Origin of the sequence: Actinospica acidithermotolerans (assembly GCF_018139625.1) — a bacterium.
Taxonomy (GTDB): Bacteria; Actinomycetota; Actinomycetes; order Streptomycetales; family Catenulisporaceae; genus Actinospica; species Actinospica acidithermotolerans.
This window is the reverse complement of record NZ_JAGSOH010000047.1, coordinates 1-24,850: the sequence shown is the minus strand read 5'-3', so window position 1 is coordinate 24,850 and position 24,850 is coordinate 1. Positions and strand designations below refer to the sequence as shown.

Below are 24,850 nucleotides of genomic sequence, written 5' to 3'. Positions count from 1 at the left end.
ACTCCTTCCAGCTCGCGGACGCCCCCGGTTGCCCGTTCGGGCCGCCGCCAATCAAGCGTGCCGGGAACCTGTTTCGTTCGGCGCCGCTGGGGCAACTGGGCCGCCCGAACGGCGTAGGACCGACGTGAGAGGACGTGAACGATCTTGTCGGACGACGGACGAGAAGCCGAGGCTGTCATCGAGTATGAGCGCACGCTCACCGAGGTGGCCGACCGGCAGGCCGTGGACGAGGCGGAGGACGCCGTCGCCCGCGCCTGGATCGCCGAGCTCGACGACATGCGGCGCGAGGGGCTGCGGCTGGCCATGGCCGTGCGGGTGGCCGAGCGCGTGGCGCGCGAGAAGCTGCGCAAGGCGCAGCAGCTCGGCCACCCGCACGAGCTCGCCAAGGCGCACGCCAAGCTGGCCGCGACCCAGGCGGAGACGAAGGTGAGCCTGGGGCACGCGAACGCCCTGCTGTGCTCGGTGGACGCCGAACTCGAGGCCGTCTGCCAGGCGGGCATGGCCAGAACCCGGCGCAACGAGCAGGACCTGAGGCGGCTGCGCTCCGCGTGGACGGCCGCGTACGGCCGAAGTTGACGCCGCGCGCATCTCCTCGCGAAAGCCGGGCACTGGGACCGGGTCCGCTTCCGGGAAGGAGGACGCCGATGCCGATCGGCGCGAACATCTCGATCATCACAGCAGGCGCAATCCTCGCGTTCGCCACGCACGTGCACGCCACGGGTCTGAGTATCCAGGCCGTGGGCGTCGTGCTGATGCTCGTCGGAATCATCAGTCTGGCCCTGCGGATCGGCGCGCTCGCCAAGCAGCGCGAACTGACGATGCAGCAGGCTTACGTCCCCAACGAAACCGTGCTGGTGCGGCCCGCGGGCACGCATCAGCAGCCTTACGGCCCGGCCGGGCGCACCGGCACGACGGCCGACCCCCTGCCGCGGGAGGACTCGCCGTACCCCGCGGCCGGCGAATACGGGTACGGCGACAGGTGGTAGCGAGAGCTACGAAGACCACGATGACGGGAACATCCCCATGACCCAGCAGCAGTCCGACTCGAAGCGCGCGTTCGACGGCGCCTCGCTGGCCGACCGGAACGTCGCGTTCCTGATCGCCGCCGAGGGTGCCGAGCAGTCCGAGACCTTGCGGCCCTGGGAGGCGGTGAACATGGCGGGCGGCCGGGCGGTGCTGGTCTGCCCGCAGGAGGGCGAGGCCCAGCTGTTCGACCACCTCGACCGCGGCCAGCGGATGCCGGTCGACCTGGTGCTGAGCGACGCGAGCGCCGCCGACTTCGACGCGCTCGTCCTGCCCGGCGGCGTGGCCAACCCGGACTTCCTGCGCCTCGACGAGGACGCCACCCGGCTGGTGCGGGCGTTCTTCGCCGCCGGCAAGCCGGTCGCCGCGATCTGCCACGCTCCGTGGCTGCTGGTCGAGGCCGACCTGGTGCGCGACCGGTCGCTGACCTCGTGGCCGAGCCTGCGCACCGACATCGGCAACGCGGGCGGCCGCTGGCGCGACGAGCCCGTCGTCGTCGACGAGCAGGGACCGAACACGCTGGTGACCAGCCGCAAGCCGCAGGACCTGCCAGAGTTCTGCGACGCCCTGGTGCGCAGCTTCGCCGCGGCGAAGCGCTGACGCGCGCACCGAGGGCGGCCGCGGAACGCGAGAAAGAGAAGGGACGGATCCGAATCGTGACGATGTCCGAAGAACAGGCCAGGGAACTCGACTCGATCTCCACGGTCGGTCTGGTCAACCTCGCCGTCGAACAGACCCAGCTGATCGTCCGCCAGGAGGTGGCCCTGGCCCGCGCCGAACTGACGCGCAAGGCCAAGCAGGCCGCGCTCGGCTCGGCGGTCGGCGCGGTCGCCGGGCTGTTCGCGCTCATCGCGCTGCTGTGCGCGGTGGGCGCCGCGGTCGCCGGCTTCGCCAATTTGGTGCCCGTCTGGGCCGCCGCGCTGATCGTCGCCGCGATCCTGCTCGGCATGGCCGGGATCGCCGGCCTCGCGGCCCGGCAGCGGTTCACCAAGGCCTCGCCCTCGGCGCCGCCCGACGTGGTGGCCAGCGTGAAAGCCGACGTCACCGAGGTGAGGAGGCGACTGCACCGATGAGCGCGAGGACACCCGAGGTGCACAGCGGCTCGATCGAGATCCGCCGGCCTGGTCCGGTCGCGGACCGGACCGCCGAGCAGCTCGCCGCCGACATCCGCGAAACCCGAACGCGCCTCACCGCGACGGTCGACGCGCTGGTGGCCCGTACCGACGTGCGCGCCCGGGCCCGGCTCGCGGCCGAGCGCCGCTGGCGCGACGTGCGCGAATCCGTCCGGCGGATGATGGGCCGGATGCGCGCCGCGCTGCAGGCCGGAAGCCGCCGCGGGTAGCCGAGGTTCGCCCAGTGTGTACTGGGGTGAAAATAAGGAGGAGCGCTTCGAAGCAACGGAGAGGACGGGTGCCGACCATGGCGGATCAGACCAACGCCGCGACCGAGCTCGCGCGCGAGCACGCCGAAATCGACTGCCTCGCCGCCCGGATCGACGAACTCGAGCCCGGCCGCGAGCGCACCGCCCTCGTCGGCGAGCTCGCCGAACGGTTCTTCGCCCATGCCGACGCCGAGGAGCGCCTCCTCTATCCGGCCCTGCGCCACTTCGTCCCCGGCGGCTGGTCGGAGGTGGCCGACCAGGGCAGGCGCCAGCACGCCGTCGCCCGCACGATCCGCGCGATCGAGCGGCTGCCCGAGCAGAGCGGCGACGAGTACGACGTCCTGGTCAGCCACCTCGTGGTCGGCGTCCAGGACCACGTGCGGCGGCAGGACGCGGTACTGCTGCCCAAGCTCATCGACGCCTGCCCGATCGAGGACATCAACCGGCTCGGCCGCCAGCTGAACCGCGCCGTCGAGCTGGCGCTGGCCGAACCCCCTCAACGTAACTCGGTGTCGCCCGCGGAGCCCGAGCCGCAGGCGCCGCGACACGGCTTCTGGGCGCGGTTGCGCCGGTTCCTGATCGGCCCGCCGCGCATCGATTAGGGCGTGTTTTGAAACTAGCGTCGGATCAGGCCGCGGCGTCTGACGCGGGCGCTCGCAAGGCGCCGGGTCGTCCGCATACTGGGCGTACGTGGGCGATCCGGCAACGCGGCGAGCGTGCGTGGCAGGCGTCGCGGACCCGGCGATAGTTTCAAAACACGCCCTAGCCTCCCGGCTTGTCCCACCGCAGCGAGTAGCGGAAGAACAGCCGGCGGCGGACGGACGCGCCCGGCAGGAGCGCTCCGGCCGCCGCGGCGATCTCGGCGAGCGTCTCTGCCGGATCGCGGACCGGCATGAGGGGCCGGCTCGAGGTTTCGCCTGCCTCCTCGCCCGGCCGGACCGGTCGCGGATGCTTGATCATGCCCATGATCGGGTTCGCCACGGCCGAGGCGATGTCCACCGCGAAGTCCGCCTTCGAGTCCACCTTGGCGAGGCCCACGACGAGCAGCCGACCACCGGGCGCGAGCAGCCGCGCGACGCGGGCGAGCGCGTCGTCCAGGTCGAGGTGATGCAGCACGGCCACCATCGTGACCAGGTCGATCCCGCCCTCGCCGCCCTCGTCGGTGCCGGCGGGGAACGCGTCGAACCGCTGCCGCCCGATGCTCACCCGCGGATCGCCGGCGAAGCGCTCGCCCGCCGCGGCGGCCATGCCCGCGTCAGCGTCGATCCCGATGACGCGCTCGAACCGGGCAGCCAGCTTCCCGGCGAGCACCCCGGTCCCGCAGCCGACGTCGAGCGCCGTCCGCCGGCGCGCGGGCAGGTTGCGCAGGATCCAGCCGTGGAAATGCTCGTTGTGGCTCCACGGATGGCGCCCGTTGACCCGCGCCAGCCACTGCGCCGCGCTCCGCACCGCCGGATTCGTGCTTCGCCTGATGTCAGCCATCCGGGAAGCATCCCAAGGGTTTCAGCGACCGTGCCTGCGGTTAGCCGGGGCGTGACGTGATCAGGACGGAATCGGTAAGCCCTTATGAGATTCAGCAGACGGAGCTCGGCGGGCCGGCCGCGGCCGTGGGCCGGGGGCGCGGCGCCCTCGGCCCTCGACGGCCGCGAAAGGCTGCGCATGGCCGAGCTGACCGTGCTGGCGGACAAGGACTACCTGCCGCTCGCCCGGATCTCCGCCATGCAGGTCGCCGCGCTGCTCCAGCTGCCGCTGCCGCAGGTCGCTGACCTGCGGCTCGCGGTGGACGAGGCCTGCACCACGTTCCTGGTGGCGGCGCCGGGCCGCAGCGTGGAACCCGCCGCGGTCTCGGGCGGCCGGCTCTACCTCTGCTACGACCGCTACCCGGACCACCTGCTGGTGACCGTGCGCGGAGCGGCCCCCGCGATGTGGCCAGCGCAGGACGAGCTCGGCTGGGAGATGCTGCAGGCCGTCGCCGCGAGCGTGGGCACCGAAGTGGCCGACGGGATCGGCACCCTCACCTTCATCGAACCCCTGGAGCCTTGATGACACGCGCCGGTCACGCCGCTCACGTGAAGCGCGGCGACCACACCGACGAATACCCTCCGCACGTGCTGCGCGAGTATGCCCTGCTCGGCGACGGGGAGCGCGGCGTCGTGGTCGGAGCGCGCGGCGAGCACGCCTGGATGTGCGCCCCGGCGTGGGACTCCGACGCCGTGTTCTCGGCGTTGCTCGGCGGCCCCGGAATCTACGCGGTCACTCCGACCCACCCGCTGTTCGTCTGGGGCGGCCACTATGAGCCCGGCGGGCTGATCTGGCGCAACCGCTGGGTCACCGGCTCGCAGATCGTCGAGTGCCGGGAGGCGCTGGCCATGCCCGCCGACCCGGCCACGGCGATCGTGCTGCGCAGGATCGAGGCGGTGGACGGGCCGACCCGGATGCGCGTGCTGCTCGATCCGCGCGCCGGCTACGGCCACCACCGGCTCACGCGGCTGCGAAGGCACGACGACGGGACATGGACCGCTCGGTGCGGCTCGCTGTACGTGCGCTGGTCCGGTGCGCCCGAAGCCGCGCAAGCCGCCGGCGGCGGTCTGGAGACGTACGTCTCGGTGGAGGACGGGGATTGCCACGATCTCGTGCTGGAGGTGTCCACGGACCCGCTGCGCGGCGCTCCGCCGTCCGCCGACACGCTCTGGCACGCGACGGAGCGCGCGTGGGCCGAAACAGTGCCGGACACCTTCGGGACCGTCGCCGACGGCGATGCGCGGCAGGCGTACGCCGTGCTGCGGGGGATGACGAGCCGGACCGGTGCGATGGTCGCCGCCGCGACGACCTGCCTTCCGGAGCGCGCCGAGGCGGGACGCAACTACGACTACCGGTTCGCCTGGATCCGGGACCAGTGCTTCGCCGGACAGGCCGCCGCCGCGCTCGGGCCGGACCCGCTGCTCGACTCCGCGGTCTCGTTCGTGGCCGAGCGGCTGCTGGACGACGGTGCCCGGCTGCTCCCGGCGTACACCGTGCGCGGCGGCCCGATCCCGCCGGAACGGCACTTGGATCTGCCTGGCTATCCCGGCGCGCCGCCGGTGATCGGCAACCAGGCCGGGAACCAGTTCCAGCTGGACGCGTTCGGGGAGGCGCTGCTGCTGTTCGCCGCGGCCGCCGGGCACGACCGGCTCGACGGCCCGCACTGGCGGGCGGCCGAGGTCGCCGCGGACGCCATCCTCCGGCGGCGCGGGGACCCGGACGCCGGCATCTGGGAGCTCGACGACCGCCGCTGGGCCCAGTCCCGGCTCACCTGCGCCGCCGGACTGCGCGCGATCAGCCGCCACGCGCCGCGCGGCAAGGCGGCGGACTGGAGCGCGCTCGCCGACAAGATCATCGCCGAGGCGGACGCCGAGTGCCTGCACCCGTCCGGCCGCTGGCAGCGCGCCCCCGACGACGAACGCGTCGACGCCGCGCTCGTGCTGCCCCCGGTGCGCGGCGCGCTGCCCGCCGACGACCCGCGCACCCGCGCCACGCTGCAGGCCGTGCTCGACGGGCTGAGCCAGGACGAGTTCGTCTACCGCTTCCGCGTCGACGACCTCCCGCTCGGCGAGGGCGAGGGCGCCTTCCTGCTCTGCGGCTTCGCGGTCAGCCTGGCACTCCAGCAGCAGGGCGATCTCATCCGCGCCAACCGCTGGTTCGAGCGGAGCCGCTCGGCCTGCGGCTCGCCCGGCCTGCTCGCCGAGGAGTACGACGTCGAGCAGCGTCAGCTGCGCGGCAACCTGCCGCAGGCCTTCGTGCACGCGATCCTGCTGGAAACGGCGCGCCGGCTGGCTGCATGACGCCCGGGCAACCGGGTACCGCGCGGCCATGGCACCTCGACAGGAAGCTCGACGGAACAAAGACCCGGACTCCGAGGCCAGGAGCAAGGCCGAGCAGCTGATGGGCGAGTGCGGCGAGACCTTCGCCCACCAGGCCGGGATCCGGCTGGCGAACACGCCATCGCCGCTGTTCCGGCTGCTCGTGCTGACGATGCTGCTCTCGGTGCGGATCAGCACGCCGATCGCCGTCGCCGCGGCCCGCGAACTGTCCGCCGCCGGGTGGCGCACGCCGCAGGCGATGGCCGGCGCGGACTGGCAGGACGTGGTCGACGCGCTCGGCCGGGCGCACTACAAGCGCTACGACGAGAGCACCGCGACCGCCCTCGGCGAGGACGCCCGGCTGCTCGTCGAGCGCTGGCACGGCGACCTGCGCCGGCTGCGCGCCGAGGCCGACGGCGATCCGCGCCGGATCAGGGAGCTGCTTCAGGAGTTCCGGCGGATCGGCCCGGTCGGCGCCTCGATCTTCTGCCGGGAGGCGCAGGGGGTCTGGCCCGAGTTGCGGCCCTGCTTCGACCGGCGCACGCTGGACGGCGCCGCCCGCAATCGGCTGCCGCGCGACCCGGAGCGGCTCGCCGCCCTCGTCGAGCCCGCCCGGCTGCCCAACCTCGCCGCCGCACTCGTGCGCGCGACCCTCTGACATCCGCTCGGCCGCGGGCCGCCCCGACGAGTTTCCGGGCCGCGCGGCGTTTGACCCGCCGCGGTCCGGCAACCCGCGTGGCACAAGATCGCGGCCGCGCCTCGGCGGCCACGATCGCGATCATGTCGGCGTTCACGACGAGGACGAAGGGCTTCTCGCATGCTGTTCAGTGACCACGGAATCCAGCCGGGCCAGGTGGTCGTCGTCACCGGCGCGAGCGCCGGGGTCGGCCGGGCCGCCGCGGTGGCCTTCGCCGAACGCGGCGCCCGCGTGGCGCTCGTCGCCCGCGGCCGGTCCGGCCTCGAGGGCGCTCTCGCCGAGATCGAGCGGCTCGGCGGCCAGGCGAAAGCCTTCGAGGCCGACATGGCCGACCCCGAGCAGGCGGAGAACGTGGTGCGCGACGTCGAGGCCGCGCTCGGCCCGATCGACGTGTGGGTGAACGACGCCTTCACGTCGGTGTTCGCGCCCTTCCTGGAGATCGAGCCCGCCGAGTTCAAACGGGTGACCGAGGTCAGCTACCTGGGCTACGTCTACGGCACCCGCGCCGCGCTCCAACGGATGACGCGGCGCGACCGCGGCACGATCGTGCAGGTCGGCTCCGCGCTCGCCTACCGCGGCATCCCGCTGCAGAGCGCGTACTGCGGCGCCAAGCACGCGATCCAGGGCTTCAACGAGTCGCTGCGCTGCGAACTGCTGCACGACAAGAGCAACGTGCGGGTGACGATGGTTCAGCTGCCCGCCGTGAACACGCCGCAGTTCGACTGGGTCCTCTCCCGCCTCGGCAAGGCCGCGCAGCCGGTGCCGCCGATCTACCAGCCGGAGATCGCGGCGAAGACGATCGTGCACGCGGCCGGCCATCCGCGGCGCCGCGAGTACTGGGTCGGGGGCAGCACGGTGGCGACCCTGATGGCCAACGCCGTCATGCCCGCCGTGCTGGACCGCTACCTCGCGAAGACCGGCTACAACTCGCAGCAGTCCGACCGGCCGCGGCCGCGCGGGGAGGAGAACCTCTGGCAGCCGGTCGACGACGCGCACGGCCACGACCACACCGCGCACGGCAGCTTCGACGACACCGCGAAGAACCGCAGCGTCCAGGCGTGGGCCTCGCGGCATCACGGCCTGCTCGCCGCGGCCGGAGGCGTCTGCGCCCTCACCGCGCTGGCCATAGCAGGGAGGCGGCCGCGGTGACCCTTCAGGCCCCTGTCCTGGGCACGGCGCCCAGCGGAGCTCCGGCCGTCGAATCGGTGCGCGCGACGGTGTACAACGTGCCGACGGAGCTCCCGGAAGCCGACGGCACTCTCGCCTGGAGCTCCACCACGATGGTGCTCGTGCAGGTCACCGCCGCAGATGGCACGACCGGCACCGGCTGGACGTACGGCGCCCCCGCCTGCGCGCGGATCGTCGAGGACGCGCTCGCCGGCATCGTCCGCGGCAGCGACCCGATGAACGTGCCCGGCACGTTCGACGCGATGGTCAAGGCCGTGCGCAACATGGGCCGGCCCGGCGTCGCCGGCTACGCGATCTCGGCCGTGGACGTCGCGCTCTGGGACCTCAAGGCGCGACTGCTCGGCCTGCCGCTGCACCGGCTGCTCGGCGCGGTGCGCGAGACGGTGCCGGTCTACGGCAGCGGCGGGTTCACCACATACGACGAGAACCAGCTCGTCGACCAGGTGCTGAACTGGGTCGAGCACCAGGACATCCCGCGGGTGAAGATCAAGATCGGCGAGTCCTGGGGCACCAACCTGCAGCGCGACCTTGCCCGGATCCGCCTGGTGCGCAACCGGATCGGGACCGACGTGGAACTCTACGTCGACGCGAACGGCGCCTACACGCGCAAGCAGGCGATCCGGGTCATGCTGCTGGCGACCTCGGAGGACGTCCGCTGGTTCGAGGAGCCCGTCTCCTCGGACGACCTCATCGGGCTGCGCGACGTGCGCGACTCGATACCCGCCGACGTCACCGCGGGGGAGTACGGCTACGACCTGGCGTACTTCGAGCGGATGTGCGCGGCCGGCGCCGTGGACTGCCTGCAGGCCGACGCCTCGCGCTGCGGCGGGATCACCGAGTGGCAGCGCGTGGCCGCCGTCGCCGCGGCGCACAACCTCGAGATATCCGGGCACTGCTCACCGCACCTGCACGCGCACGTGGCCGCCGCGACCCCGAACCTGCGGCACCTCGAATGGTTCCACGACCACGTGCGCATCGAATCAAGGTTCTTCGATGGCGCCCTCGATCCGACGGGCGGCTCGATCACCCCCAGCGCGGAGGCACCGGGCCACGGCCTGACCCCGCGCCTATCCGAGATGGAGGCATACCGATGAGTGACGACTTCGTGCTCGACGTGGAGCGCATCCGCATGCAGGCGCAGCAGAAGATGGCCGACGGCCCGCGCACCCCGGGGCTCGGCATCGACGTGGACAAGGTCATCAACGTGCTCGACGACGTGCTCGCCACCGAGATCGTGTGCTGGACCCGGTACATGCGGCACGCGATCTCCGCCAGCGGCATCAACCGCGCGCAGGTCACCGCCGAGTTCACCGAGCACGCGCACGAGGAGCTGCAGCACGCGATGTGGGCGGCCGAGCGGATCTCGCAGCTCGGCGGCGACCCCGACTTCGACCCGGGGACCCTGGCCGAACGCGCGCACACCGACTACACCGCGCCCGCGCCGAACGACCTCGAGCAGATGCTGCGCGACAACCTGCTCGCCGAGCGCATCGTCATCGAGTCCTACCAGGAGATCATCCGCTGGATCGGCGACGCCGATCCGACCACCCGCCGGCTGATGGAGAAGATCCTCGCCGAGGAGGAGGAGCACGCGGACGACATCGTGGACCTGCTCGGGGTCTGATCCGCCATGAAGAAGAAGGTCGAACCCAAGATCGTGCACGGCATCGACCGGATGCTGCGCGACGTGCGCACCGGCCGCTTCGAGCGGTCGCTGTCCGCACTGACCGGCGTCGGCTCGCTGGTCACCGCGGCCGAGATCTACTTCGAGCACGACTCGGCGAGCTTCGGCAACAAGATGATGTGGGTGCCGGTCGCCCTCGGCCCCGTCGGTGCGGCGGCGGGGGCGGCGGGTTTCGCGAGCCGGCGCATGGCGAAGACCGTGCTGCCGATCGCGTCCCTCGCCATCATCGCCAACGGGCTGCAGGGCACGTACCTGCACGCACGCGGCATCTCCCAGAAGCCCGGCGGCTGGTCCAACACCCGCTACAACATGGAGATGGGGCCGCCGCTGTTCGCGCCGCTGCTGGTGACGATGGTCGGCGGCATGGGACTGCTCGCCTCGATCCTGCGGCGGGAGTCGTAGTGGCCGCCACCCGACCGAACCGCTTCCCCGGCTTCGACGCGGCGTCCCAGTGGCGGCACTGGGACGCCGCGACCGCGGGCGCCGTCATGAAGCGCCTCGGACCGCCTCCGCCCTTCCGCTACTTCACGCCGGACGAGCAGTCGACCGCCGTCGCCCTGTGCGACCGGCTGCTCGACCTCGAACCGGACTGCCCGGTCAACGTCGTCGCGATGATCGACTCGCGGCTGGCCGAGGCGGAGACCGACGGCTGGCGCTACGAGGACATGCCCGAGGACGGCCGGGCCTGGAGCGTCTCGCTCGCCGGACTGAAGTCCGACGCCGTGGACCGCTTCCAGATCCCGTTCGCCGAACTGGATCCGCCGTCGCAGAACTCGATCATCGGAGCGGTCCGGAAGCTGGGCTCCGAGGCGTGGCACGGCCTGCCCCCGGACCACGTCTGGAGCCTGTGGACGCGCTACGCGTGCACGGCGTTCTACGGCCATCCGTTCGGCTGGAACGAGATCGGCTTCCCCGGGCCCGCATACCCGAGCGGCTACAAGAACCTGGGCCTCGACGCGCGCGAACCCCGCGAGAAGGCCGACGAAGGAGGAGCATGAGCGGCGTCCGCGACCGCAACGCCTCAGCCTGGCTGCTGCCGAACGACGGCACGCGCACCAACCACCGGCTGCGCCGCGACATGCGCAGGTTCGAGGACTCGGACGAGGTCGACGCCGTCGTCGTCGGCTGCGGCGCGGGCGGCTCGGTGATGCTCCAGCGGCTGGCCCGCCGCGGCTGGCACGTGGTCGGCTTCGACGCCGGGCCGTTCTGGGACCCGGATACCGACTGGGTCAGCGACGAGGCCGGATCGCATCACCTGTACTGGACCGAGCCGCGGGTGATCTCCGGCTCCGACCCGGTCCCGATGGGCTCGAACAACTCCGGGCGCGGCGTGGGCGGCTCGATGGTCCACTTCGCCGGGTACGCCCCGCGCTTCCACCCGAGCGATTTCAGGACGCTGAGCCAGGACGGCGTCGGCGCCGACTGGCCGATCCGGTACGAGGCGCTGCGCCCGTACTACACCGAGATCGAGCAGGAACTGCCCGTCGCCGGCGACTTCTGGCCGTGGGGCGACCCGCACCCCTACCCGCACCGGCCGCACCGGGTCAGCGGCAACGGCGAGGTGTTCCTGCGCGGCGCCGAGAAGATGGGCATCACCGCGAAGGTGGGCCCGGTCGCGATCCCCAACGGCCGCTTCGGGAACCGGCCGCACTGCATCTACCGCGGTTTCTGCCTCCAGGGCTGCAAGGTGAACGCCAAGGCCTCGCCGCTGATCACGCACGTCCCCGACGCCCTCGCGCACGGCGCCGAGATCCGCGCCGACTGCATGGTCACCCGCGTCGAGGTGGACGAGCACACCGGCCTGGCCACCGGCGTGCACTACATCAAGGACGGCCGGCGGCGATTCCAGCGCGCCCGCATCGTGATCGTCGCCGGCTACTCCATCGAGACGCCGCGGCTGCTGCTGAACTCGGCCTCCAAGCGCTTCCCCGAGGGGCTGTGCAACGACTTCGACCAGGTGGGCAGATACCTGATGGTGCAGGGCGCGCCGCAGACGGCCGGACGCTTCGACGAGGAGGTCCGGATGTACAAGGCGCCGCCGCCCGAGGTCATGAGCGAGGACTTCTACGAAACCGACCCGGGCAAGCCGTACCGGCGCGGCTTCGCCATCCAGACCGTCTCGCCGCTGCCGATCACCTGGGCCGAGCACGTGGCCGCGCAGGGACATTGGGGCGCGGATCTGCGCGAGCGGATGAGCGACTACGTGCACTGGGCGTGCCTCGGCGCGCTGTGCGAGTTCCTGCCGAGCGCCGAGAACCGCGTCACCCTCTCCCGGGAGACCGACCGCAACGGCCTGCCGGTCGCCGACTTCTCCTACAGCCAGACCGACAACGACAAGATGCTGATGAAGGCGGCACGCGGTGTCATGGAGGAGATCCTGCACGCCGCGGGCGCCGCCGACGTCATCACCATCGGCCGCTACGCGCACCTCGTCGGCGGCGCGCGCATGGCCGCGGACGAGCGGCACGGCGTCGTCGACTCCGACTGCCGCACCTTCGCCGTGCGCAACCTCTACATCGCCGACGGCAGCGTCCTGCCGACACAGGGTTCGGCGAACCCGGCGCTCACCATCATGGCCGTGGCGGCCCGCGCCGCCGACCGGTTAACCGGTTGATGCCGCGGATTCCCGTTTGGGTAGCCGGAAGACGGGCACCCGCCGTGCAGCCGAGCGTTATGAGGTGAACATAATGGCCCGCTCGTCGAGCACGCACAGTTCGGGTGCGTCCCGCACCCCCGCGCCGCGCACCGGCACCCGCCGGGTGACGGTCCGCCGCCACCGCGGCCGCCGCGAACCCGCGCCGCTGGACCTGCGCACGCCCTCCGGGCGCAAGACGCTGCCGTTCTAGCCGCCGCCGCTCCCCGGCGTCAATGTCAGCGGTAGTGCAGCAGGGACTATCCGTGCATTGCTAACCGCGCATCTCGCGGACCTCGTCGCTGTCCAGCGTGCGGTAGTGCTGCGCGATCCGGACGACCGCGAGGAAGACGCCGGTGACGGCCACGCCGATGACGATCGCCGTCAGGCAGAAGTTCTGCAGTACCGGATCCGCGACGTCGCCGTGGGCGAGCTGCGTCGGCGTGCGTCCGTGCGGCGGACCCACCAGCACCGGCGCCGTGGACGCCTTGCGATAGGCCAGCGAGACGAACAGCAGGTACGTCGAGCCCTCCATCAGCGACAGGCCCATGACCATCTTGATCATGTTGCGCCGGGTGAGCAGGGCGAACAATCCGAGGCAGAACAACGCCGCGGACGCGAGGTAGTTGGCGACGATCATCGCTCGCCGCCGCCCTCGTCCGGGGACTGCCCGTCGTCCTCGTCGCTCTCCTGGCCCTCCTCGTCCGGAGCCCAGTCCCTGCTGATGCTGAGCACGCCGAGGACGGCGATCGACAGGCCGGTGCCGACCTCGATCAGCTCGCCGACCGAGAAGAGCTGCACGATGCCGCCGGAGCGGATCGTGCCCGGTTCGGCCAGCGGCAGCCAGTTGCCGCTGAACGAGCCCACGAGGACGAGCCCGAGCAGTTCCGTGCCGATGATGAGCAGCGCGCCGGCCATCTCCGCGGTCTCCAGGAGACCCGGCCGGGCCACGCGCGCGATCCGGCGCCGTCCGAAGCCCGCGTAGGCGAGCAGCAGCACACCGAGCAGCACCGCGCCGCCCGGGAATCCGCCGCCGGGGGAGTAGCCCCAGGCCACGAGGTAGCACCCGGTCACGGCGAGGATCGGTGCGGCGACGCGGATCGCGGTTCGGGTGACGACGGTCAGCGACTCGGCGCGCTCCGGTCCGTGCGCGCCGAGCGGTGCACTGTCCGGGTCCTCGGGTCCGGAGGAGATCTTGCCCTGCTCGCGGGTGTCGGCGGCGCGGGTCGCGCGCTCCTCCTCGTCCACGCGCTCGTCGGGGTCGACCTCTTGCTGCTCGCGCTCGCCCGCGGTGTGCTCGCCGAAGTAGCCGCGTCGCGGTTCGCGCGGCCGGGTCAGCACGACGATGCTGACGACGGCGGCCAGCAGCAGGAACGTCTCGCCGAAGGTGTCGAAGCCGCGCGAGCCGTATACGACCTCGTTCACCGGCTCCAGCAGCTTCCAGTCCGGCAGCGCCGTGACCAGGGCGTAGGTGGCGGCCGACGGCAGCGGCGCGTTCTCGCGCGGGGCGGCCAGGTAGGCGGCGCCCAGGGCCACGGCCGTGCCCAGTGTCAGCACGAGTCCGAGCCACAGCCGGTGCCGGGGCTCGCGGTCAGCGACGATCGGATGCTTCTCCTTCGTCATCCTGCTCGCCCTCCTCCCGCAGCTCGCCCTCGTCGAGTACGTCGGCGCGCACCTTCGCGATGGCGGCCAGATACAGCACCGGCAGCGCGATCGCGCCGACCACCACCTCGGAGTGCGCGTCGTCGGGTGCGCCGAGGATCACGAAGAGCAGCGACAGGAACGTGCCGACCGCCGAGAGCGCCATCGTGGCGCCGGGCAGGTTGGGAATCCGGATCACGAGCACCGCGCTGCCGAGGATGAGCGCCAGCACCAGGTAGTCGATGATCCAGAACTCAGTCATCGTGCTCACCCTCGCGCCGATCCTCTGGCCGGTCCCCGTGCCGATGATCCGCGTCCTCGGCCTCCGCGGCCTTCATCGCCTTCACGTCGTCGCGCACGGCCCCGTCCCACATCGGCACGCCGGCCCGGTACGCGGCGCGGGCCAGCGCGTGCGACGCGGCGGGATTCACCGTCAGCAGCAGCGCGGCGACGATCAGCGCGCGGGCCGCGTAGGCGCTCTCGAAGCCCTCGCCGACGACGAGCGCGACGAGCGCCGGCAGGGCGCCCATGGTGATGGTCTTCGACGAGCACTGGATCCGGCAGTACACGTCCGGCATCCGTAGGATCCCGACCGCGCCGGAGACCGAGAACACGAGCCCGACCAGCGCCAGCACGGCTACGACCACGACGATCACGGTACTCATATCAGTCCTCGTTCCAAGAAGCGCGCCCAGACGATCGCGCCGAGATAGCTGAAGGAGACGAGCCAGATGGCCACGTCCAGATATATGGCCCGATCGGCACCCGCCGCGTAGAAGAGCACCGCGAGCGCCGCCTGCGTCGACGCCGTGTTCAGCGCCACGATCCGGTCGGACACGCTCGGCCCGCGCGCGATGCGCGGCAGGAGCAGCAGGGCGACGCAGGCCTCTGCGATGGCCACCGCGAAGTAAAGCTGGTCAATGTTGATCATCGTCGGTCCTCAGCCCCTCCAGGCATCGCTCCACGGGCTCGTTGATCGCCGCCCGCGCCGTGCGGCTGTCGCCGTCCGGCACGTCCACGGCGTGGTACTGGAGCAGGTGCCGCTCGCGATCGAGGTCGACGATCTGGTTGTCCACGATCAGCGAGGTGACCAGGCCGACCGTGGCCAGGCCCAGGTCGGAGCGCTCCTGCGTCGGCACGACGACCATCCCGCTGCGCAGCGGCAGGCGGGGGGACCAGATCCGCCGGGCCAGCCGCAGGTTCGCCGACGGCACCCGGACCAGCGCCGTCCCCAGCACCCGCAGCGCCGCGATGAGGTTGCGCGGCAGGAGCAGCCGCCAGGGGCCGGGGACATTCCCGAGCGGCGAGAGCGCGAGCCCGACGAGCAGCGAGATCCCGGCCCCGAACAGCAGTTGCTCGGCGGTGCGGGTCCAGCTCAGCAGCACCCACACCACGAAGCACCAGCAGGCGAGCGGAAACCAGGAGCGCCGAATCATGGCCCCCGGCTACCCGCGGCGAAGCGATCAATGCGCCGCGGATCGATCTTGGGATTGCCACCCGCGGCAGGCGCGGCGGTCGGGTGGACCCGTCCGGGTCAGTCCGTCCAGTCGAGCCGCGCGGAGGGGTCCTTGCGCAGGTCGCGGCGCAGGCTCTCGCCGTACTTGCGGGTCCGGCGGCCGGAGCGGAGCCCGGCGGCCACGGCCGTGCTCGCCAGCAGCGTGCGCGGGCTGGTCAGGCGCTTGCGGATGGAGCGCGGCAGGGTGCGGACCACGGCCCAGGCGACCGCCGGGACCGTGCGGACGACGAGGTCGGGCTGCTGCTCGTCGCGGGCCGCCCACTGCGCGACGTAGCCCGTCGTGCCGGCGTTCACCGGGCTCGGGTTCGGCAGGCCGTAGACCTCGTGCAGCTCAGCCGTCAGCCGCACCCGCAGCGCCGACGCGGCCGTGGAGTGGCCGAACGCGGCGATGGGCGCCCCCAGCGGAAGCGGGGCGAGCGCGCAGAAGCCCGCGACGGCGCCGACCGCCGCGCTGACCCGCGAGGCGTCCGCCACCAGCGACTCGGCGATCTCGTCCGGCGCCATGCCGGGGTACGTGGTGCGCAGTCGTTCGGCGTTGCGCGCATGCGGGCGCGGCGCCAGCCGGGAGAACGTGTTCAGCGCCCTCGGCGTCCCGGACCGCCAGAGCCTGATCGCGGCACCGCCGCGGCGCGTCTTTTCCACTTCCCCGGCCATTCACCCACCTCGTAGGTCTTCTTCCGACACTACGCCCGGATTTCGGATCCGCGACGCCGAGGGCGGTCCGCCTGCCGGCGTCCGCCCACGTGGGAAACCGGTTTGCCGGATTCAGCCGCGGCAAACCCGGCGGCTCGGGCGATAACGGCCGTTTCAGCCGTGACCGATCGGTTACCCGACCCGTCTCGTCGTGAGATCCGCGGCGCTCGCGTCCCCGGAGGCTGGTCCGCATGCAGGAGGACACACCGCTCGGAGCCGAGGCGATCGGCCTCGATCCGGCTGTGCGCGCCTGCCTCTTCGACCTGGACGGAGTGCTGACCAGGGCCGCGGAGATCCATGCGGAGGCCTGGAGAAGGACGTTCGACGCGTTCCTGACCGCCTACGATGCGCGCGGCTCGCGGCACACCGCCCCGTTCGACGAGCAGACCGACTACGAGTTGTATCTCGACGGCAGGACGCGCACGGACGGCATCCGGGCGTTTCTGGGCTCGCGCGGCATCGAGGTGCCGATGGGCGACCCGGAGGACAAGCCGGGCACCGACACGATGTACGGCATCGGCGCCGCGAAGCAGTCGGAGTTCCTCGCGCTGCTCGGCACGCACGGCCCCCGGCTTGATGACGACGCGGTGCGCTACGTGCGGGAGGCCCGGTACGCGGGCCTGTCCTGCGCGGTCGTCACCTGCAGCGCCAACGCCGACGCACTGCTGTCGGCCGCGGGTGTGGCGCACCTGTTCGACGTCCGGATCGACGGACGGCTCGCGACCGCGCTGGGCCTGCTGGGCAAGCCCGCGCCGGACGTGTACATCGCCGCGGCCCGCGGCCTCGAGGTCAAGCCCGGGCACGCCGCGGTCTTCGACGCGTCGCTGCCCGGCGTCGAGGCGGCCCGCACGGGCGGCTTCGGCGCGATCGTGGGCGTCGACCGGCTCGGCGGCGGCGGGTATCGCGCGCGACTGAGAGCGCACGGAGCGACCACGGTCGTCCGTGAGCTCGGTGAACTGCTGGTGCAGAGTGGCACGGCGACAGGAGCACAACCCGCGGCCCGGCGCGTGCCGGGCCTGGAGGACTGAAAAGTGACCACCGGTGTCCTGAAAGAGGTATCCGCTTCCCGGCCGTTGCCGGCCGAACGCGAGGCGCAGCGCGCGGAGACGATGCGCGTGCTTCGGCTGATGGCGGCGCTGCCTGCGGGCGACCCGGAGCGGGAGCGCCTGCGCGACGAGGTGGTCGAGGACCACATGCAGTACGCGCGGCACATCGCCCGCCGCTACAGCACCCGCGGTTCCACGACCGAGGACTTCGAGCAGGTCGCCTACCTCGGCCTGGTCAAGGCCGTCGACAACTTCGATCCCGAGCACGGCACGGGCTTCCTCGGCTACGCGACCCCGATGATCGTCGGCGAGATCAAACGCTATTTCCGCGACGCGACGTGGTGCGTCCACGTCCCGCGGCACATGCAGGAGCTGACCGGCGCCATGCACAAGGCGGCCGACGCGCTCACCGCCGAGCTGGGCCGCGGACCGTCGCTGTCCGAGCTCGCCGAGCGCCTCGGCGTCGAGACGGAGGAGCTGATCGAGGCGCTGGACGCCTCCGAGGCCTACCGCACCGCCTCGCTGGACCGCCCGATCGGCCGCGAGAGCGCCGAGGGCGGCGCGAGCCTGGGCGAGATGATCGGCGACGAGGACCCCGGCTTCGACCTGGCCGTCGACCGCGAGGTGCTGCGCGGCCTGGTGGACGAGCTCGGCGAGCGGGACAAGCGGATCCTGCTGATGCGCTTCTTCCGCGGCATGACCCAGTCCGAGATCGGCGAGCAGCTCGGCATATCGCAGATGCAGGTCTCCCGGCTGATCGCGAAGATACTCGCCCGGCTGCGGGACGGATTCGGCGACTGATCGACCGGCGACCGACGACCGGCGACCGGCGGAGTGATCGGGGAGTGGCACCATGAGCACGCAGGATCAGCACGACCAGACGGAGCAGCGCACGGACGTCGAGGGGCTGGAGACCCAGGACGTGCCGGAGGACGAGGGCGTTCTGCAGCCCTCGGAGACGCTGGAGAGCGACGATCTGGCGCAGGACCCGCTCGACACCGGGATCAGCCCGCCCGAGCGGCATCCCGCCTCCGAGCGCTTCGGGGTGACGGAGGCCGAGGCGCGGCAGGGCGAGACCCTCGACCAGCGCCTCGCGCAGGAAGTGCCCGAGCAGGACCCGCGCAACCCGGCGCCGGTCGACGCCGAGCGCGCCGGGCGCCTGGTCGCGGCCGACGAGGGGGCCCTTTCCGTGGACGCGGCCGCGCCGCGCCAGTTCGCCCGGGAGGTCGGGCGCGACGGCGGCGCGGCCTCCGCCGAGGAGGCCGCCGTCCACCTCGTCCCCGAGGACGAATCGGGGTTTCCCGAGAACGGCTCCGGGTCGCCCGACCCGGAGGCCGGCGCCGACGAGAGGAGCTGACGCGGCTTGAGTATCCAGCGATCCAGCGACAAGCACGGAGCGCAGCGCGACGACGAGATGAAGAAGGAGGTCGAGGGCCTGGTGCGGTCCGGGCGCCCGACCCGGACCGAGGAGTGGCACGACCCCGAGCCCGTGGAGGACGAGAACTCGCCCGAGCAGCGGGAGCTGATCGAGCGCTGCCGCGCCGAGGAGGCGGGCCGCAGCCGCGGCGAGCCGGGCCGCTCGGGGCAGTAGCCGACCGGAGCCGACGGCCGAGCCCGCGGGTCGGCGGCCCGTGCAGCCCTTGCACACGGAGCGCCGGCCCGCAGCGCGTATCGGCACGTGGCCCGTACGGCCGAGCCCGCCGGTAGGCGGCCCGTGCAGCCCTTGGCGTACGGGGCGTCGGCCCGCAGCGCGTATCGGCACGTGGCCAGTACGCCCGAGCCCCCGGTAGGCGGCCCGTGCAGCGCTTGCCGTACGGGGCGCTGGCCCGCAGCGCGTATCGGCACGTGGCCCGGACGGCCGCCCCTGTGCGGGCCCGTTCGCCTGCCTGGCCCCGCCCGGGCCGCACGCGTTGACAGCCGGCGCCGGGGTCCACAAGCTGAAGTGGTGGGCCCGTCCCGCCGGGACGGGCGGTTCGGGCGGTGGCCGAGCGCGGAAGCGACGCGGGAGCAGGGATGGACGGCTGCGAGATCTCCAGCACGGTCCGTGACGGCGGGCGCGCGCTGACCATCGTCGGGGACGTGGACCTCGGCGCCGCCGAGAAGCTCGAAGCGGGGATCAGCGGCGCCGTCGAGGGCATGGATCCCGGCTCCGAGCTGCTGCTCGACCTCGCGGGCGTCGGCTTCCTGGACTCCGCGGGGCTGCGCGCCCTGCTCAACGGCGCGGACGCCGTCCGGGCGGCCGAGGTGCGCCTCGCGTTCGTGCTCTCCCCGGCGGTCGAGCGGGTGCTCGAGATGACCCGCCTCGGACCCGACGTCTTCGGCATCGACGCCCCCGACTGGCCTTCCGCGTCGGCCTGAGCCGGATCCGTCCGTAGAGCTCAGAGTCCTCATTCGCAGCTGAATCCACAGCTTGTATGACGAATCGGTCAAGAGCCGTTTGGCGGTACCGAACAGGGTCACCCGCAGGCGCCTGACCCCCGAGGCGTCTTGGAGGTGCCGTTCATGGTGGCCCTGTTCCTGCTCACCCCGGCCGTGATCCTTCCGGCGATGCTCCTGCTCGAACGCTTCGAGCGGTATGCGTTGCACGGGCGTCTTCCCGATCGCGGCGCGATCCGAGAAGAACCAGCACGGCACACGTGACGTACAGCGCGGCGGCGCCGAGGGCCGAGGCGTGCAGGCCGGGCAGAAACCTGGCCGCACCGGGTTCGCCGGCAATCGCCTAGCCGTCGACGACCCATTGCAGTCCGCTGACCTGCACGTGCAGGCTCGTCCCGATGCTTGGCAGCGCCACCTTCACGATGGTCACGTCGAGCAGCACGAGGAAGTACCCGAGCACATCGTGACGAGGACGGCTGTAGGTGATCGTCGAGTATGCACGGTTATCGAGATGACTCTCGGATGCGTGCCCTCAGGTGTTCGGCAAGGCCACGCTGATGGCGCCGAGGACGGAGTCCGGCGCACCGAGCACCGCGATGTCGCCGAGCGACACCACGCCCACCGCCTTGCCATCCTCGACGACCGGCAGCCGGCGCACCGCCGCCTTCCGCATCAATTCGGCGGCCCGCACGACCTCCGTCTCCGGGGCCACGCTCCACAACTGGTCGCTGCACGCCTGCCGCACCGGCGTGTCCGGTCCGAGCCCGCCGGCCAGCGAACGCACTACCAGGTCGCGGTCGGTCACCAGGCCGATGAGGTCGGTGCCCTCGCCGATCAGCACGACGCCGACGTCCTCGTCCCGCATGATCCTCGCGACCTCCGCGATCGACGTGGTCGGCCGCGCCGTGATCGGCGTGTCGGCCATGATCTCGCTGACGGTCACCGCCATCGTCGTAGATTCCTTCCCTCGGGTGAGCTGACACGCGCGCTTACCCCGGTCCGGCCCGGGCATGCGCGCATACGCCGAGGGGTCCTGGGTAGCCGGGGCCGATGAGCGAGATGACGCCGTTGAGCGAGATGACAGAGACCACCGCCCGCAGCCTCGCGACGACCACGCCGCAGGAAGCGCCGACCGCCCCGCCGATCGTGCCGGACCCGGAGCGCCCGGTCGACCCGGACGGCCCGCCGGAGCCCGTCCCCGATCCGGACCGGCCGGTCGTACCGTCCCCGACGCCGTACCCGGTGCCCGACCCGGACCGCCCGATCGGGCCTGACCCGGACCGCCCGGTCACCCCGGAGCCGGAGCCCGCGCCGAACCTGGCGGCGGACGCCGTTTAGCGATCGGGCCCGCGGGTCATCCGAGGCGAAGTCCGATTATCGAGCCCCGAGCGCGAACCGAAGTGAGGAAGTGGTCCTTGATGCGCACCGCGCGCGAGGAGCGGATGGCCGCGGCCCGACTGCCGCAGGCCAACGTCGTCTCCATCCTGTACGAGCAGCACGCGCAACTGCGGGACCAGTTCGGCATCGTGCCCGACCTGCACGGAGAGTACCGCAGGGCGGCCTTCGACATGCTGCGCGAGATGCTGGCGCGGCACGAGGCCGCCGAGGAGGTCGTGCTGCGGCCGGTGACCGGGAAGCTGCTGCCCGCGGCGCTCATCCGGGCACGCAACGACGAGGAGAAGGCGGCCGCGCGCGAGCTGGCCGAGCTCGAGAAGCTGGACGTGGACGATCCCGGGTTCGCGCCGCGGCTGCGGATTCTCGAGGAGCAGGTGCAGATGCACTTCGTGCACGAGGAGGCCGAGGAGTTCCCGGCCGTGCTCGGCGAGCTGAGCGAGCACGAGCAGGAGGAGCTCGGCCGCTGGATGCTGCGCGCGATCGAGCTCGCGCCGAGCCATCCGCACCCGACGCTGACCGGCTCGCCGGTCGGCCAGGCGGTGCTCGGGCCCTTCGCTTCGCTCTGCGACTGGGCCAGGGACCTGCTTCACCGGGCCCGCCAGGACATGCAAGACCACTGATTGAAACGGGCGGCACACGCATCAGGAGGTGCGGCAATGGCGCACGAAGACTATGAATCGTACGGGGCGTACGAGGCCGAGGTGCGCGCGGCGAGCGCCGGGCGCCAGATGGCCCGGCTACTGGCGACGCTGATCGGTGCCGCCGCGATCGTCGTAGGCGCGTTCCTCGACTGGAGGCCGGACCTCACCGGCGACAAACTGACCATCAAGGCCCTGGTCCAGCCGGACTTCGCGGCCGAATCAGACCTCGTGCGCACGGTCGGCGGGCTCACGATCCTAATCGGGCTGGTCGCGCTGATCGGCCTGGCCGACCGCACCGGCTGGCTCACCCGCCTGGCGGGCGCGGCGGCCGTCGTGGTCTTCGTGATGTACGCGGTGCAGGCCTACCGCTACTTCGGGCACGACTTCAGCACGGCCGTGCACGACGTGCGCTTCGGAGCCTGGCTGCTGCTCATCGGCGGGGTGGTGCTGCTGGTCGGCGGCTTCCTCGGCGCGCGCACGGTGGTCGTCCCGGCCGCCGTCGAGGAGCCGAACGTCCGTCATTCGTCTATCGGAAACGAGCGGTGATCATGAGACGTACCAGTTTTGTCGGGGCCCTCGCGGCCGTCGCGATAGGCGCGGTGCTGGCCTTCGCCGTGAACGGCACCCCGCAATGGATCAACCTGCAGCAGGCCGGGCTCATCGTGCTGCTCGGCGGCGTCGCCGACCTCATCGTGCGCACGGTGATCGCGGACAGCCCGCTGCTGGCCAAGCCCGCCGCGGACGTCGCGGCCGTGGTCGAACCGCTGGGAGACCCGGTGCTGGACGCGGCCGGCAACCCGGTGAGCCTGCCGTCGACCGCCCCGGGCGAGGAGTGGGTGGCGGTCGAGCCGCTGCCGCAGAGCCCGCAGGTGCCGCAGATCCCGCTGGATCCGCCGCCCTCGCAGGCCACCCCGCAGGTGGTCGTGGCGCCGTCGTCGAACGACCGCGCCGTCTACGAGCGGGCCATCCGCGCCGCCGAGGGCGGCACGCAGGACATCCCGGAATCGGAGGTCGCAGTGACCACGATCACCGGACGTCCCGTCCGCCCGCACACCCGCCGCGGGTTCCGGCGGCGCTCCCGCTAGCCGGCGGGTGCCGCAGTGACCACGATCACCGGACGTCCCGTCCGCCCGCACGCCCGCCGCGGGTTCCGGCGCCGCTCCCGCTAGCCGCCGAGTGCCGGGTGCGGCATGCGGGGGCCCCTTGTCCGCGAACGCGTTCGACACTACGGTCCAGGCCGGTGGAAGCACGTCCAGAGATCATCCGAAACCCGGTGCTGCCGGGCTCGCACCCCGACCCGTCCATCCTGCGGGTCGGGGGTGAGTTCTTCCTGGCCACCTCGACGTTCGAGTGGCACCCCGGGGTCCGGCTGCACCGCTCCGCCGACCTGGCGAACTGGAGCCCGGTCGGCGGCGCCCTCGACGAGACCCGGCTGCTCGACCTCGCCGGCTGCCCGGATTCCGGGGGAGTCTGGGCACCCAACCTGACCTTCGCCGACGAGCGGTTCTACCTCGTCTACTCGAACGTCTCGACCTACGCCGGCGGCTTCACCGACTGCCCTAACCACGTCGTGACCGCGCCGACGATCGACGGCCCGTGGTCGGATCCCGTCTTGCTGCACGCGCGCGGATTCGACGCCTCGCTGCTGCACGACGGCGACGAAAGCTGGCTGATCAACCTCGCGCACGACTGGCGTCCCGGCCACTCCGGTTCGCTCGGCCTGGAGGCGACGCGCTTCGATCGCCGAACCCTGCGGACGCTCGGCGAGCCGCAGCAGATCGCGCTGCCGCCGCAGGCCGGGTGGATCGAGGGACCGAACCTCTACCGCATCGGCGACTGGTACTACCTGCTCACCGCCGACGGCGGCACCGGATACGACCACCAGGTAACCGTCGCCCGCTCGCGCAGCCTGCTCGGTCCATACGAGCGTGACCCGCACGGCGCCCTACTCACCGCGCGCGATCACCCCGACCTCCCGCTGCAGAAGGCGGGCCACGGCAGCCTCGTGAGTACGGGCTCAGGGGAGTGGTACCTCGCATATCTGGCCGCCCGCCCGCACGGCCGCCGCGGGCCGTGCATCCTCGGCCGGGAAACGGCGTTGGCGCCGGTGACATGGACGGACGACGGCTGGCCACGCGTCCCAGGCGGCCTACCCGCCCTCACGATTCCGGCACCGAACCTCCCACCCCCACGGCAGCCGCACTCTCCGAAAAAAGCGGAGTCGGACGGCTTCGACACCAAGGCCCTGGGATCGCAGTGGTCGACCTTGCGCCGTCCCGCGTCCGAAGACTGGCTGTCGCTGACAGAACGCCCCTCGCACCTGCGCGTGCACGGCGGCCGTTCCCCACGCAGCCTCATGGGCGCGAGCCTAGTCGCACGCCGTGCCACGGCCCTGCGCTTCGGCTTCGAGGCGACGATGGAGTACGAGCCCCGCGGCGTGCAGCAACTCGCCGGGATCACCGCGTACTACAACAGCGAGAACTGGTACTTCCTGCACGTCACCGCCGACGACAACGCACGCCCGGTGCTCCGCATCGCACACTGCGACCGCGGCCGCACTGCGCTCGGCGAGTTCGACCCGTCAGTCCCCGCCAGGATGCGGCTCGGCATGGACCTAGCCGACGACGCCAAACTGACCTTCCGCTACGACGCCGGCGACGGCTGGGAGCCCATAGGTCCCGCGTACGACGCAACCGTCCTCTCCGACGGACACGCCGAAGTATTCGACGACGGCGCGATCCGCACGCTCGGCTTCACCGGCGCATTCGTCGGCCTGTGGGTGTGGGACCTGACAGGCGGCGGTCACGCAGCAGATTTCGACGTCGCCGAATACACCCCGCGAGACGAATGACACAGCCCGACATCGGTTCGCTCGCGAGATTTTCGCCCCTTATCCTGAAAATCACTCAAGAACAGCCGGAAGACCGCGCCTTTGTCAGACCCGGATCGTATACTGGAAGTAGTTGTTCGGCTGCGGATTCACCGGGAAATCAATGTCAACGGTAACGTCAACGTCAACGTCAAATTCGCCTTCGGCGGGCCGGCTCAGAGAGCCCCGGGGGTGTTGGTTCGGCTGCGGTTGGGCTGTGGGGTGGGTG

At 72.0% G+C, this 24,850-nt stretch carries 35 protein-coding genes and 1 pseudogene; 27 read left to right on the top strand and 9 right to left on the bottom strand.

The features are described 5' to 3' along the window. Positions 1 to 144 precede the first annotated feature (144 nt). The 6 genes from KDK95_RS17010 (at position 145) to KDK95_RS16985 (ending at position 3,006) form a co-directional block, all read left to right on the top strand. Positions 145 to 576: a hypothetical protein gene (locus KDK95_RS17010; protein WP_212519162.1), complete on the top strand. Its 432-nt coding sequence runs from the start codon at positions 145 to 147 to the stop codon at positions 574 to 576. A 68-nt stretch (positions 577 to 644) separates the two neighbouring features. Further along, positions 645 to 986: a hypothetical protein gene (locus KDK95_RS17005; RefSeq protein WP_212519161.1), complete on the top strand. Its 342-nt coding sequence runs from the start codon at positions 645 to 647 to the stop codon at positions 984 to 986. A 37-nt stretch (positions 987 to 1,023) separates the two neighbouring features. Further along, the gene (locus KDK95_RS17000) at positions 1,024 to 1,623 is read left to right on the top strand and encodes a type 1 glutamine amidotransferase domain-containing protein (RefSeq protein WP_212519160.1); all 600 of its coding nucleotides are present in this window, start codon (positions 1,024 to 1,026) and stop codon (positions 1,621 to 1,623) included. A 62-nt stretch (positions 1,624 to 1,685) separates the two neighbouring features. After that, positions 1,686 to 2,096 carry a phage holin family protein gene (locus tag KDK95_RS16995; RefSeq protein ID WP_249161429.1) on the top strand — a complete coding sequence of 137 codons (411 nt, stop codon included), beginning with the start codon at positions 1,686 to 1,688 and terminating at the stop codon, positions 2,094 to 2,096. Then, entirely contained in the window at positions 2,093 to 2,365 is a 273-nt protein-coding gene (locus KDK95_RS16990; RefSeq protein ID WP_212519158.1) for a DUF3618 domain-containing protein, read from the top strand. Before KDK95_RS16995 ends, KDK95_RS16990 begins: the two co-directional genes overlap by 4 nt. Positions 2,366 to 2,442: 77 nt before the next feature. Then, complete coding sequence (locus tag KDK95_RS16985) at positions 2,443 to 3,006, top strand: hemerythrin domain-containing protein (protein ID WP_212519157.1); 564 nt, start codon at positions 2,443 to 2,445, stop codon at positions 3,004 to 3,006. A gap of 160 nt (positions 3,007 to 3,166) precedes the next feature. Here KDK95_RS16985 and KDK95_RS16980 read toward each other — a convergent pair whose 3' ends face one another. Beyond that, positions 3,167 to 3,886, bottom strand: coding sequence for a class I SAM-dependent methyltransferase (locus tag KDK95_RS16980; protein ID WP_212519156.1), 720 nt, complete (start codon positions 3,884 to 3,886; stop codon positions 3,167 to 3,169). A gap of 177 nt (positions 3,887 to 4,063) precedes the next feature. On the opposite strand from KDK95_RS16980, the gene KDK95_RS16975 reads away from it, so the two are divergent. From KDK95_RS16975 to KDK95_RS16930, 10 genes are all read left to right on the top strand, one after another. Continuing rightward, on the top strand, positions 4,064 to 4,447 hold the full coding sequence (locus KDK95_RS16975) for a hypothetical protein (RefSeq protein ID WP_212519155.1): 384 nt from the start codon (positions 4,064 to 4,066) through the stop codon (positions 4,445 to 4,447). After that, complete coding sequence (locus tag KDK95_RS16970) at positions 4,447 to 6,225, top strand: glycoside hydrolase family 15 protein (protein ID WP_212519154.1); 1,779 nt, start codon at positions 4,447 to 4,449, stop codon at positions 6,223 to 6,225. The genes KDK95_RS16975 and KDK95_RS16970 overlap by 1 nt, the downstream gene beginning before the upstream one ends. 100 nt (positions 6,226 to 6,325) lie before the next feature. Further along, positions 6,326 to 6,901 (top strand): HhH-GDP family DNA glycosylase, encoded by a 576-nt coding sequence (locus KDK95_RS16965; protein WP_372463336.1) that lies wholly within the window; start codon positions 6,326 to 6,328, stop codon positions 6,899 to 6,901. Positions 6,902 to 7,060: 159 nt separating this feature from the next. After that, positions 7,061 to 8,089 carry an SDR family oxidoreductase gene (locus KDK95_RS16960; protein ID WP_212519152.1) on the top strand — a complete coding sequence of 343 codons (1,029 nt, stop codon included), beginning with the start codon at positions 7,061 to 7,063 and terminating at the stop codon, positions 8,087 to 8,089. Continuing rightward, positions 8,086 to 9,222, top strand: a complete 1,137-nt coding sequence (locus tag KDK95_RS16955; protein ID WP_212519151.1) for an enolase C-terminal domain-like protein — start codon at positions 8,086 to 8,088, stop codon at positions 9,220 to 9,222. Before KDK95_RS16960 ends, KDK95_RS16955 begins: the two co-directional genes overlap by 4 nt. Then, complete coding sequence (locus tag KDK95_RS16950) at positions 9,219 to 9,752, top strand: ferritin-like domain-containing protein (RefSeq protein ID WP_212519150.1); 534 nt, start codon at positions 9,219 to 9,221, stop codon at positions 9,750 to 9,752. The genes KDK95_RS16955 and KDK95_RS16950 overlap by 4 nt, the downstream gene beginning before the upstream one ends. Positions 9,753 to 9,758: 6 nt before the next feature. Further along, positions 9,759 to 10,214, top strand: coding sequence for a hypothetical protein (locus KDK95_RS16945; RefSeq protein WP_212519149.1), 456 nt, complete (start codon positions 9,759 to 9,761; stop codon positions 10,212 to 10,214). Then, the gene (locus tag KDK95_RS16940; protein WP_212519148.1) at positions 10,214 to 10,810 is read left to right on the top strand and encodes a gluconate 2-dehydrogenase subunit 3 family protein; all 597 of its coding nucleotides are present in this window, start codon (positions 10,214 to 10,216) and stop codon (positions 10,808 to 10,810) included. The genes KDK95_RS16945 and KDK95_RS16940 overlap by 1 nt, the downstream gene beginning before the upstream one ends. After that, positions 10,807 to 12,426, top strand: a complete 1,620-nt coding sequence (locus tag KDK95_RS16935; RefSeq protein WP_212519147.1) for a GMC family oxidoreductase — start codon at positions 10,807 to 10,809, stop codon at positions 12,424 to 12,426. The genes KDK95_RS16940 and KDK95_RS16935 overlap by 4 nt, the downstream gene beginning before the upstream one ends. A gap of 73 nt (positions 12,427 to 12,499) precedes the next feature. Next, positions 12,500 to 12,658, top strand: coding sequence for a hypothetical protein (locus KDK95_RS16930; protein WP_212519146.1), 159 nt, complete (start codon positions 12,500 to 12,502; stop codon positions 12,656 to 12,658). 60 nt (positions 12,659 to 12,718) lie between these two features. Here KDK95_RS16930 and KDK95_RS16925 read toward each other — a convergent pair whose 3' ends face one another. The 7 genes from KDK95_RS16925 to KDK95_RS16895 form a co-directional block, all read right to left on the bottom strand. Next, positions 12,719 to 13,084 carry a sodium:proton antiporter gene (locus KDK95_RS16925; protein ID WP_212519145.1) on the bottom strand — a complete coding sequence of 122 codons (366 nt, stop codon included), beginning with the start codon at positions 13,082 to 13,084 and terminating at the stop codon, positions 12,719 to 12,721. Next, complete coding sequence (locus KDK95_RS16920) at positions 13,081 to 14,067, bottom strand: MnhB domain-containing protein (RefSeq protein WP_212519144.1); 987 nt, start codon at positions 14,065 to 14,067, stop codon at positions 13,081 to 13,083. The genes KDK95_RS16925 and KDK95_RS16920 overlap by 4 nt, the downstream gene beginning before the upstream one ends. Further along, positions 14,036 to 14,347 (bottom strand): Na(+)/H(+) antiporter subunit B, encoded by a 312-nt coding sequence (locus KDK95_RS16915; RefSeq protein ID WP_212519192.1) that lies wholly within the window; start codon positions 14,345 to 14,347, stop codon positions 14,036 to 14,038. Before KDK95_RS16915 ends, KDK95_RS16920 begins: the two co-directional genes overlap by 32 nt. After that, positions 14,340 to 14,750, bottom strand: coding sequence for a monovalent cation/H(+) antiporter subunit G (gene mnhG, locus KDK95_RS16910; protein ID WP_212519143.1), 411 nt, complete (start codon positions 14,748 to 14,750; stop codon positions 14,340 to 14,342). Before mnhG ends, KDK95_RS16915 begins: the two co-directional genes overlap by 8 nt. Next, positions 14,747 to 15,016, bottom strand: coding sequence for a monovalent cation/H+ antiporter complex subunit F (locus KDK95_RS16905; RefSeq protein WP_249161422.1), 270 nt, complete (start codon positions 15,014 to 15,016; stop codon positions 14,747 to 14,749). The genes mnhG and KDK95_RS16905 overlap by 4 nt, the downstream gene beginning before the upstream one ends. Further along, complete coding sequence (locus tag KDK95_RS16900) at positions 15,003 to 15,521, bottom strand: Na+/H+ antiporter subunit E (RefSeq protein ID WP_212519142.1); 519 nt, start codon at positions 15,519 to 15,521, stop codon at positions 15,003 to 15,005. The genes KDK95_RS16905 and KDK95_RS16900 overlap by 14 nt, the downstream gene beginning before the upstream one ends. Before the next feature lie 98 nt (positions 15,522 to 15,619). Beyond that, positions 15,620 to 16,255 carry a hypothetical protein gene (locus KDK95_RS16895; protein WP_212519141.1) on the bottom strand — a complete coding sequence of 212 codons (636 nt, stop codon included), beginning with the start codon at positions 16,253 to 16,255 and terminating at the stop codon, positions 15,620 to 15,622. 230 nt (positions 16,256 to 16,485) lie between these two features. On the opposite strand from KDK95_RS16895, the gene KDK95_RS16890 reads away from it, so the two are divergent. The 6 genes and pseudogenes from KDK95_RS16890 to KDK95_RS16865 all read left to right on the top strand — a co-directional run bounded on the left by KDK95_RS16890 (position 16,486) and on the right by KDK95_RS16865 (position 19,980). Continuing rightward, entirely contained in the window at positions 16,486 to 17,322 is an 837-nt protein-coding gene (locus KDK95_RS16890; protein ID WP_212519140.1) for an HAD family hydrolase, read from the top strand. A gap of 3 nt (positions 17,323 to 17,325) precedes the next feature. After that, positions 17,326 to 18,141 carry a SigB/SigF/SigG family RNA polymerase sigma factor gene (locus tag KDK95_RS16885; protein WP_307844408.1) on the top strand — a complete coding sequence of 272 codons (816 nt, stop codon included), beginning with the start codon at positions 17,326 to 17,328 and terminating at the stop codon, positions 18,139 to 18,141. 52 nt (positions 18,142 to 18,193) lie between these two features. Continuing rightward, on the top strand, positions 18,194 to 18,697 hold the full coding sequence (locus KDK95_RS16880; protein WP_212519139.1) for a DUF5709 domain-containing protein: 504 nt from the start codon (positions 18,194 to 18,196) through the stop codon (positions 18,695 to 18,697). A 12-nt stretch (positions 18,698 to 18,709) separates the two neighbouring features. Next, positions 18,710 to 18,844, top strand: a pseudogene (locus KDK95_RS38815) (DUF2795 domain-containing protein); the annotation flags it as partial. 476 nt (positions 18,845 to 19,320) lie between these two features. Continuing rightward, complete coding sequence (locus KDK95_RS16870) at positions 19,321 to 19,698, top strand: STAS domain-containing protein (protein WP_212519137.1); 378 nt, start codon at positions 19,321 to 19,323, stop codon at positions 19,696 to 19,698. A 144-nt stretch (positions 19,699 to 19,842) separates the two neighbouring features. Then, positions 19,843 to 19,980, top strand: coding sequence for a hypothetical protein (locus KDK95_RS16865; RefSeq protein WP_212519136.1), 138 nt, complete (start codon positions 19,843 to 19,845; stop codon positions 19,978 to 19,980). Between the two features lie 268 nt (positions 19,981 to 20,248). Here the strand turns inward: KDK95_RS16865 and KDK95_RS16860 are convergent, their stop codons facing one another. Then, complete coding sequence (locus tag KDK95_RS16860; RefSeq protein WP_212519135.1) at positions 20,249 to 20,665, bottom strand: CBS domain-containing protein; 417 nt, start codon at positions 20,663 to 20,665, stop codon at positions 20,249 to 20,251. Positions 20,666 to 20,766: 101 nt separating this feature from the next. On the opposite strand from KDK95_RS16860, the gene KDK95_RS16855 reads away from it, so the two are divergent. The 5 genes from KDK95_RS16855 to KDK95_RS37740 all read left to right on the top strand — a co-directional run bounded on the left by KDK95_RS16855 (position 20,767) and on the right by KDK95_RS37740 (position 24,603). Beyond that, on the top strand, positions 20,767 to 21,054 hold the full coding sequence (locus KDK95_RS16855; protein ID WP_212519134.1) for a hypothetical protein: 288 nt from the start codon (positions 20,767 to 20,769) through the stop codon (positions 21,052 to 21,054). A gap of 80 nt (positions 21,055 to 21,134) precedes the next feature. Further along, positions 21,135 to 21,731, top strand: a complete 597-nt coding sequence (locus KDK95_RS16850) for a hemerythrin domain-containing protein (RefSeq protein ID WP_212519133.1) — start codon at positions 21,135 to 21,137, stop codon at positions 21,729 to 21,731. A gap of 36 nt (positions 21,732 to 21,767) precedes the next feature. Continuing rightward, positions 21,768 to 22,298, top strand: coding sequence for a sugar:proton symporter (locus KDK95_RS16845; protein WP_212519132.1), 531 nt, complete (start codon positions 21,768 to 21,770; stop codon positions 22,296 to 22,298). 2 nt (positions 22,299 to 22,300) lie between these two features. Continuing rightward, the gene (locus tag KDK95_RS16840; RefSeq protein WP_212519131.1) at positions 22,301 to 22,837 is read left to right on the top strand and encodes a hypothetical protein; all 537 of its coding nucleotides are present in this window, start codon (positions 22,301 to 22,303) and stop codon (positions 22,835 to 22,837) included. A 155-nt stretch (positions 22,838 to 22,992) separates the two neighbouring features. Further along, on the top strand, positions 22,993 to 24,603 hold the full coding sequence (locus tag KDK95_RS37740; protein ID WP_212519130.1) for a glycoside hydrolase family 43 protein: 1,611 nt from the start codon (positions 22,993 to 22,995) through the stop codon (positions 24,601 to 24,603). The last annotated feature ends 247 nt before the right edge of the window (positions 24,604 to 24,850 follow it).

Bases quoted from the DNA above. Each gene is read 5' to 3' on its own strand.
- KDK95_RS16850 (WP_212519133.1), top strand. From the start codon at position 21,135: ATGCGCACCGCGCGCGAGGAGCGGATGGCCGCGGCCCGACTGCCGCAG.
- KDK95_RS16900 (WP_212519142.1), bottom strand. From the start codon at position 15,521: ATGATTCGGCGCTCCTGGTTTCCGCTCGCCTGCTGGTGCTTCGTGGTG.
- KDK95_RS16945 (WP_212519149.1), top strand. From the start codon at position 9,759: ATGAAGAAGAAGGTCGAACCCAAGATCGTGCACGGCATCGACCGGATG.
- KDK95_RS16890 (WP_212519140.1), top strand. From the start codon at position 16,486: ATGCAGGAGGACACACCGCTCGGAGCCGAGGCGATCGGCCTCGATCCG.
- KDK95_RS16930 (WP_212519146.1), top strand. From the start codon at position 12,500: ATGGCCCGCTCGTCGAGCACGCACAGTTCGGGTGCGTCCCGCACCCCC.
- KDK95_RS16895 (WP_212519141.1), bottom strand. From the start codon at position 16,255: ATGGCCGGGGAAGTGGAAAAGACGCGCCGCGGCGGTGCCGCGATCAGG.
- KDK95_RS16860 (WP_212519135.1), bottom strand. From the start codon at position 20,665: ATGGCGGTGACCGTCAGCGAGATCATGGCCGACACGCCGATCACGGCG.
- KDK95_RS16845 (WP_212519132.1), top strand. From the start codon at position 21,768: ATGGCGCACGAAGACTATGAATCGTACGGGGCGTACGAGGCCGAGGTG.
- KDK95_RS16960 (WP_212519152.1), top strand. From the start codon at position 7,061: ATGCTGTTCAGTGACCACGGAATCCAGCCGGGCCAGGTGGTCGTCGTC.
- KDK95_RS16995 (WP_249161429.1), top strand. From the start codon at position 1,686: ATGTCCGAAGAACAGGCCAGGGAACTCGACTCGATCTCCACGGTCGGT.
- mnhG (WP_212519143.1), bottom strand. From the start codon at position 14,750: ATGAGTACCGTGATCGTCGTGGTCGTAGCCGTGCTGGCGCTGGTCGGG.
- KDK95_RS16975 (WP_212519155.1), top strand. From the start codon at position 4,064: ATGGCCGAGCTGACCGTGCTGGCGGACAAGGACTACCTGCCGCTCGCC.
- KDK95_RS16935 (WP_212519147.1), top strand. From the start codon at position 10,807: ATGAGCGGCGTCCGCGACCGCAACGCCTCAGCCTGGCTGCTGCCGAAC.
- KDK95_RS16915 (WP_212519192.1), bottom strand. From the start codon at position 14,347: ATGACTGAGTTCTGGATCATCGACTACCTGGTGCTGGCGCTCATCCTC.
- KDK95_RS16925 (WP_212519145.1), bottom strand. From the start codon at position 13,084: ATGATCGTCGCCAACTACCTCGCGTCCGCGGCGTTGTTCTGCCTCGGA.
- KDK95_RS16970 (WP_212519154.1), top strand. From the start codon at position 4,447: ATGACACGCGCCGGTCACGCCGCTCACGTGAAGCGCGGCGACCACACC.
- KDK95_RS16920 (WP_212519144.1), bottom strand. From the start codon at position 14,067: ATGACGAAGGAGAAGCATCCGATCGTCGCTGACCGCGAGCCCCGGCAC.
- KDK95_RS16855 (WP_212519134.1), top strand. From the start codon at position 20,767: ATGAGCGAGATGACGCCGTTGAGCGAGATGACAGAGACCACCGCCCGC.
- KDK95_RS16880 (WP_212519139.1), top strand. From the start codon at position 18,194: ATGAGCACGCAGGATCAGCACGACCAGACGGAGCAGCGCACGGACGTC.
- KDK95_RS16865 (WP_212519136.1), top strand. From the start codon at position 19,843: ATGGTGGCCCTGTTCCTGCTCACCCCGGCCGTGATCCTTCCGGCGATG.
- KDK95_RS16985 (WP_212519157.1), top strand. From the start codon at position 2,443: ATGGCGGATCAGACCAACGCCGCGACCGAGCTCGCGCGCGAGCACGCC.
- KDK95_RS16950 (WP_212519150.1), top strand. From the start codon at position 9,219: ATGAGTGACGACTTCGTGCTCGACGTGGAGCGCATCCGCATGCAGGCG.
- KDK95_RS16980 (WP_212519156.1), bottom strand. From the start codon at position 3,886: ATGGCTGACATCAGGCGAAGCACGAATCCGGCGGTGCGGAGCGCGGCG.
- KDK95_RS17005 (WP_212519161.1), top strand. From the start codon at position 645: ATGCCGATCGGCGCGAACATCTCGATCATCACAGCAGGCGCAATCCTC.
- KDK95_RS17000 (WP_212519160.1), top strand. From the start codon at position 1,024: ATGACCCAGCAGCAGTCCGACTCGAAGCGCGCGTTCGACGGCGCCTCG.
- KDK95_RS16990 (WP_212519158.1), top strand. From the start codon at position 2,093: ATGAGCGCGAGGACACCCGAGGTGCACAGCGGCTCGATCGAGATCCGC.
- KDK95_RS16965 (WP_372463336.1), top strand. From the start codon at position 6,326: ATGGGCGAGTGCGGCGAGACCTTCGCCCACCAGGCCGGGATCCGGCTG.
- KDK95_RS16840 (WP_212519131.1), top strand. From the start codon at position 22,301: ATGAGACGTACCAGTTTTGTCGGGGCCCTCGCGGCCGTCGCGATAGGC.
- KDK95_RS16905 (WP_249161422.1), bottom strand. From the start codon at position 15,016: ATGATCAACATTGACCAGCTTTACTTCGCGGTGGCCATCGCAGAGGCC.